This is a genomic window from Steroidobacter sp., from assembly GCF_016790065.1.
Taxonomy (GTDB): Bacteria; Pseudomonadota; Gammaproteobacteria; order Steroidobacterales; family Steroidobacteraceae; genus Steroidobacter.
In genome coordinates this window covers 1-4960 of sequence record NZ_JAEUPY010000503.1, presented here as the reverse complement: position 1 = coordinate 4960, position 4960 = coordinate 1, and the positions used below count along the sequence as shown (strand labels likewise).

Here is a 4960-nt window from a genome sequence, read left to right as displayed (position 1 = left end):
GGCCCGGCGAAGCGTCGGTCGTATTCCCCGGCCCGGCCGGCGCTCACAACTGGCACGCGATGTCGTTCAACCCCACGACAGGCCTGGTCTACATCCCGTCGCAGGAAATTCCCACGCTGATGAAAGTCATGACGCCGGAGGACACCGGCGGCGGCTTGTCCGCGGGCGGCGCCACCTTGTTCGACCTGCTCTACGGCCTGCACGACCCGAAGTACCGCGATCAATTGTATGGCGAAGTGGTTGCCTGGGATCCGGTCGCGAACCAGGCTCGCTGGCGAGCGCGTCATGTGCTCCCCATCAACGGCGGCACGATCTCTACCGCCGGCAATCTCGTGTTCCAAGGTACCGCAGACGGCAAGTTCATCGCATACGACGCAGCCAACGGCAAAGTGCTGTGGAACTGGCAAGGCGACGGCTCGATTCAATCGGCACCGACGACGGTCGCGGTCGATGGCGAGCAATACATTCTCGTCGCCTCCGGAAATTCGGCTTCCGCCAATCTGTCGACCTACACTGCACGCCTCACCACCACGGAAAAATCGCGCGGGCCCTCGCGACTGCTGGCATTCAAGCTCGGCGGATCGGCGTCGTTACCGCCGTCGCCCCCTTTGCCGCCTTTCGCGAAGCCCTCACGGCCGCCGGTAGCGCAAGACATCTACCGTCGTGGCGAGTTGTTCTTCGAATTCAACGCTTGCGTGGCCTGTCACGGAATGGATGCGGTCGCGGCGAACGGCAGCGTTCCCGATCTGCGCCGCATGTCCGACGCAACCTACCGCAGCATGCGCGACATCGTAGTCGGCGGCGCCTACCAGACGCGCGGCATGCCAGCGCACGCGCACCTCACCGACGATGAGCTGGCGGCAATGGCTGGGTACCTGACGAACAAGGCATGGGATGCCTACAACGAACAGGAGCAGGCGAAAGCGCAGCGTTAGCACCGCTGCGCGAAGTCAAACCAGATCAGGATGGAGTCTTGATGCGCGCTGCTGGATAGATGAGCAGCAAACCCGATGGCAAGGCGATCGCAAGCATCCACACGACGGGCAGGTAGCCCCTGCCTTCGGTGAGCAAGAGTGTCGCCAATGCCGGTCCCGCGCTCATGCTCCCCGGAATGATGATGGCCAGCAGCGCCAGCAGGCGACCGCTACTATCCAGGTTCGCGATCACTGCCTGCAGGTAAGGACCGCTGTAGTTCCAGGCGGCGCAGATCGCACACAGCGCGACGGTATAGGCCGCTGGCGTGTTGGCCTGGATCAGCAGCGCTGCGCCGGTGAGGGATACGACCATCGATATCGCGAGCGGTGCGAGACGCCCGAGTCGATTGCCGAAAGCAGACGCGGCCAGCGCCCCGCCCAGGCCGGCAATTGCGCCGATGGACAACGCCCGACCGATGGCATCGACGGGCAGACTCGCATGCATACCCATGCGTTCGGCGAAAGCCCAGACGGTGGACTCGCCGCCGAAGAAGATGAAGACCCCCAGCAGGCCGAGCGCGCCCAACAGCAGCACCCGACGCGTTCCCAGCAGCGCCGAGCCGCCGGACTTCTGACCGCTGCCGATGGGGTAATAGCGGAAGACCCAGAGAAGCGCGAGCGCGAGCGTTGCGACGATCAGGAACGGCGCTGCGAGCCCATGCTTTGCTATCAGTCCGGGCAGGAACGGCAGAATGATTGCAGGCGTCAGGATCTGCATCGCCGTCCACAGACCGTAGTTGCGTTCGGGCGCAGCGGTAAGACCAATAGCAATCATCGACATGGTCATGAGCATGCCGGCGCCGATGCCGGTGACGAAACGAACGAGGAGCAACGGCGTGAAAGTGTGCACACCTGCTGCGACGAGGTTACCGGCGATGACCACGAGAAACGCGCCCAACACGATGTGGCGCCAGTTCACGGTCGAGATCAGCGTGAACGCGATCGCGCCGGACAACGCATATCCCGCCAGCTCCACCGACAGGAGCAAGACAGCCTGTTGCTCGGACAGACCGAGAGCATCGACGTAACCGCCGACCAGCAACGGCCCGAACCACATCACGAGAGGCGCAACGCCTCCCGTCAACAAATAGGCAATCAGGCTCAGCGGCATTACCGACTGGACTCCGTGCGCAACACCTCGGCGATCACCGCGAGATCGCAATCGCCGTAGCCGCGGGAGCTGGCCAACTGCAGATGCTCCATGAAGGCGTGGGTCAGCTTCGTCGGGATGCCGGTCCTGGCGACCGCGGCATCCAATACCTGCACGAAATCCAGGTGAACATCGATCGACGCTTCTTCGCCGCCGAATTGCCTGCTCACCACTCGATCGGCGCATTCGCGCAGCTGGTTGTGTAGCATGTCGCGCGTCAGGCGCGTCAATCGGAAGTAGCGATCCATCGGGATTTGATAGTGGGCCGCCACCGTGGAGGTTTCGAGGAACAGCGCCACCGTTCCCTCGACGAACACGCCAAGCGTCGACATGACATGAGCAACAGCTCGCGGATCCGGTCCGAGGTACTCGGCGGAACCGCCGAGATACACCAGTGTGGGGTAATGCGCCTCGAACGCCGCGCTGTCACCAGCGTATAGCAGCAGCGTATCCATGCGTCCGATACCACCCGGCAGCGACATGATGCCGCCGGCAATGAACCGGCCACCACGCGTGCATATGGATGTCTGTCGAGCCGCCAGTTCTTCGGGAAGGCCGCTCGTCAGGTCGACGATGGTCCTGCCATCGATTTTCTCAGCAACACCGGCAGCATCGAGCAGAGCGAGCGAAGCCTGGTGGTCGAGCACGCAGATCAAGACCAGGTCGCTGGCCGCGACGGCCTCTGCAATCGAATTCGCCAGTTTCGCGCCGCTCGCGACGAGCGGTTCGGCGCGAGCAGGCGAGCGATTCCAGACCACGACATCGCAGCCGCGAAGTAACAATGCCCGCGCCAGGGCGCTGCCCATCCGGCCCAGGCCGAGAACTGTAACGGTCGGTCGCGGCATGAGCTCAGAAATTCTGGCGGATGGAAGCTCCCCACCAGCGCGGCGGCGCATAGCTGATCATTCGGTAGCCCCCCGTCGTGATCAGGTCGTAAACGAAGACTTCACGGTTCTCGTCGCTGATGTTCTTGACGAACACTGCAAGCTCGAGGCCTCGCTTGCCGAGTTCGTAGGCGATGCGCGCGTCATGCTGGAACGAGCCTTTGAGTAAGCTCGCCGCATTGTTGTCGACGGAGGCATAGCGGTCGCTCAGATAATCGAAGCTCCATTGCAGCTTCAACGTGCCGCTGCCGACCTCAACCGATTTTTGCAGCGAGCCGTTCACGACCCACTCTGGCGCCAGGTTGGCGCGCTGCTCGCGAACGCCGGAATAAACGGTCGGGACGTCCTTCAGCTCGGTGTGGATGTAGGACGCTCCCAGGTTGGCGCGGACGTCGCCCGGCAAGCTGGCAATCGCCTCCACCTCGGCGCCATAGAACGTGCCGTCGTAATTCGCCACCAGACCTTGCGTCCCGACATACGCATAGCCCTGGAAATCATCGTAGTCGTAGAGGAACACACTGCTGTTGAAGCGCAGTCGACGATCGAACAGATCGAACTTGGTCCCCACCTCATACGCCGTCACGACTTCCGAGCCGAAGGGCGTTTGCTCATTGGGCAGCGTCGCACTCAAATTGGTGTTGAAGCCAGCTCCTTTGACACCACGGGAAATACCCGCGTAGAGCAGCTTGCCATCGCTCGGCATATAGTCGAGTTGCAGCTTGCCGGACCAGAGCCCTTCCTTCTGGTTGGCCACATTGCCGACAGTCGCTGTGCTGAAGTCCGCAGCGAGCAGCGGCGGATCGAACACCGTGGAGCCGACGCCACCCTCGAAACCGTTGCCGAGCTCCCGGAAGTACGCTTTGGAATCGTAGCGCTTTTCATCCTCGGTATAGCGCGCGCCGAACGTCAGGCGCAGTTGGTCGCCGAGCACCCACTCCGCCTGCCCGAAAGCCGCGTAGGATTTGGTGCGCTGAGCGATGAGATTGAATGCGTCGTATGCGAAATCGCTGCCCGATAACGCCGGGAACGTGAATCCGGCGCTGACATCCTGATCGATGTGCAGGTAGTACAGGCCGGTGGTCCAGGTCAGGTTCCCGGACACGCCCGTTGCGCGCAACTCCTGCGAGCGCTGCTGCATATCCTGCGTCAGCGGGGCCTGCACGTAGGGAACAGGCGAGCCGTCAAGATCTTCGGGACCGTAATCGAAGGAGAAGTTGGTCAGATTCGTCAGCGAGGTGAACGTCGTTGACCCGCGCTTCCACTGTAGCGCGAGTGTCGTCGACGCACGGCGGTTCTCCAGGAAGCCACTGTTGTTGAAGGCACCGACGGATCCTGCGCCGTACGAATCGCGATTGCCGAACAGGTCGTTACCGGGTCCTGTGCCATAGGCATCGAGCGTTGCCGGCAGCGGCGCAGGTTGACCGTTTGCATCGATATAAAAATTCTGCGCCTTGTACGTTCCCTGTCGGGTGCGCGGGTTGGCGTCGTAGCTGATCGATACGCGAGCGGTGAGATCCTCGGTGACATCCGCTTCGAGCTGGCCGCGCGCGCCCCAAAATTTTTTGTTGAACGCGTCCTTACCCCCCGGCGCACGGTTTTCCCACCAGCCATCGGCTTCCTCGCCCCGCGCGGACAGACGGAAGCGAACGCGGTCGGACAGAGGACCGCCCAAGGCGCCCTCGAAGAAGCGCTGGCTGTAGCTGCCGAAGCCTGCTTCTACATACCCCGCCCACGTTGAGGTCGGTCTTGCAGTCATGAAGTGAGCGAGACCACCGGTGGAGTTGCGACCGAACAGCGTGCCCTGCGGTCCGCGCAGCACTTCGATGCGACTCACGTCGTACAGGGAGAAGCCGGCCGCGCCTGGAGAACTCACGTAGATCTCGTCGATGTACACGCCGTTCGGCGGCTCGGATTGCGGCGAGGTGTCCGACTGCGAAATGCCCCGCACGCTC

General features: G+C 62.6%; 4 protein-coding genes. 1 reads left to right on the top strand and 3 read right to left on the bottom strand.

Going from position 1 to position 4960, the window contains the following annotated elements; translation table 11 throughout:
* Nucleotides 1-935: PQQ-binding-like beta-propeller repeat protein (locus JNL55_RS20925; RefSeq protein ID WP_293858318.1), on the top strand; the 935-nt coding region annotated here is incomplete at its 5' end.
* A gap of 25 nt (nt 936-960) precedes the next feature.
* On the opposite strand, the gene JNL55_RS20920 is transcribed toward JNL55_RS20925, so the two are convergent.
* From JNL55_RS20920 to JNL55_RS20910, 3 genes are all read right to left on the bottom strand, one after another.
* A complete protein-coding gene (locus JNL55_RS20920) occupies nt 961-2085 on the bottom strand; it encodes an MFS transporter (RefSeq protein WP_293858315.1) in 1125 nt (374 codons plus the stop codon).
* Complete coding sequence (locus tag JNL55_RS20915; protein ID WP_293858312.1) at nt 2085-2969, bottom strand: NAD(P)-dependent oxidoreductase; 885 nt, start codon at nt 2967-2969, stop codon at nt 2085-2087. The genes JNL55_RS20920 and JNL55_RS20915 overlap by 1 nt, the downstream gene beginning before the upstream one ends.
* A gap of 4 nt (nt 2970-2973) precedes the next feature.
* Nucleotides 2974-4960 (bottom strand): TonB-dependent receptor (locus JNL55_RS20910; RefSeq protein WP_293858309.1); only part of this gene is annotated, 1987 nt, incomplete at its 5' end.

What these genes read in the sequence shown, in the direction of transcription:
- JNL55_RS20920 (WP_293858315.1), bottom strand. Translation starts at nt 2,085, where the DNA reads ATGCCGCTGAGCCTGATTGCCTATTTGTTGACGGGAGGCGTTGCGCCT.
- JNL55_RS20915 (WP_293858312.1), bottom strand. Translation starts at nt 2,969, where the DNA reads ATGCCGCGACCGACCGTTACAGTTCTCGGCCTGGGCCGGATGGGCAGC.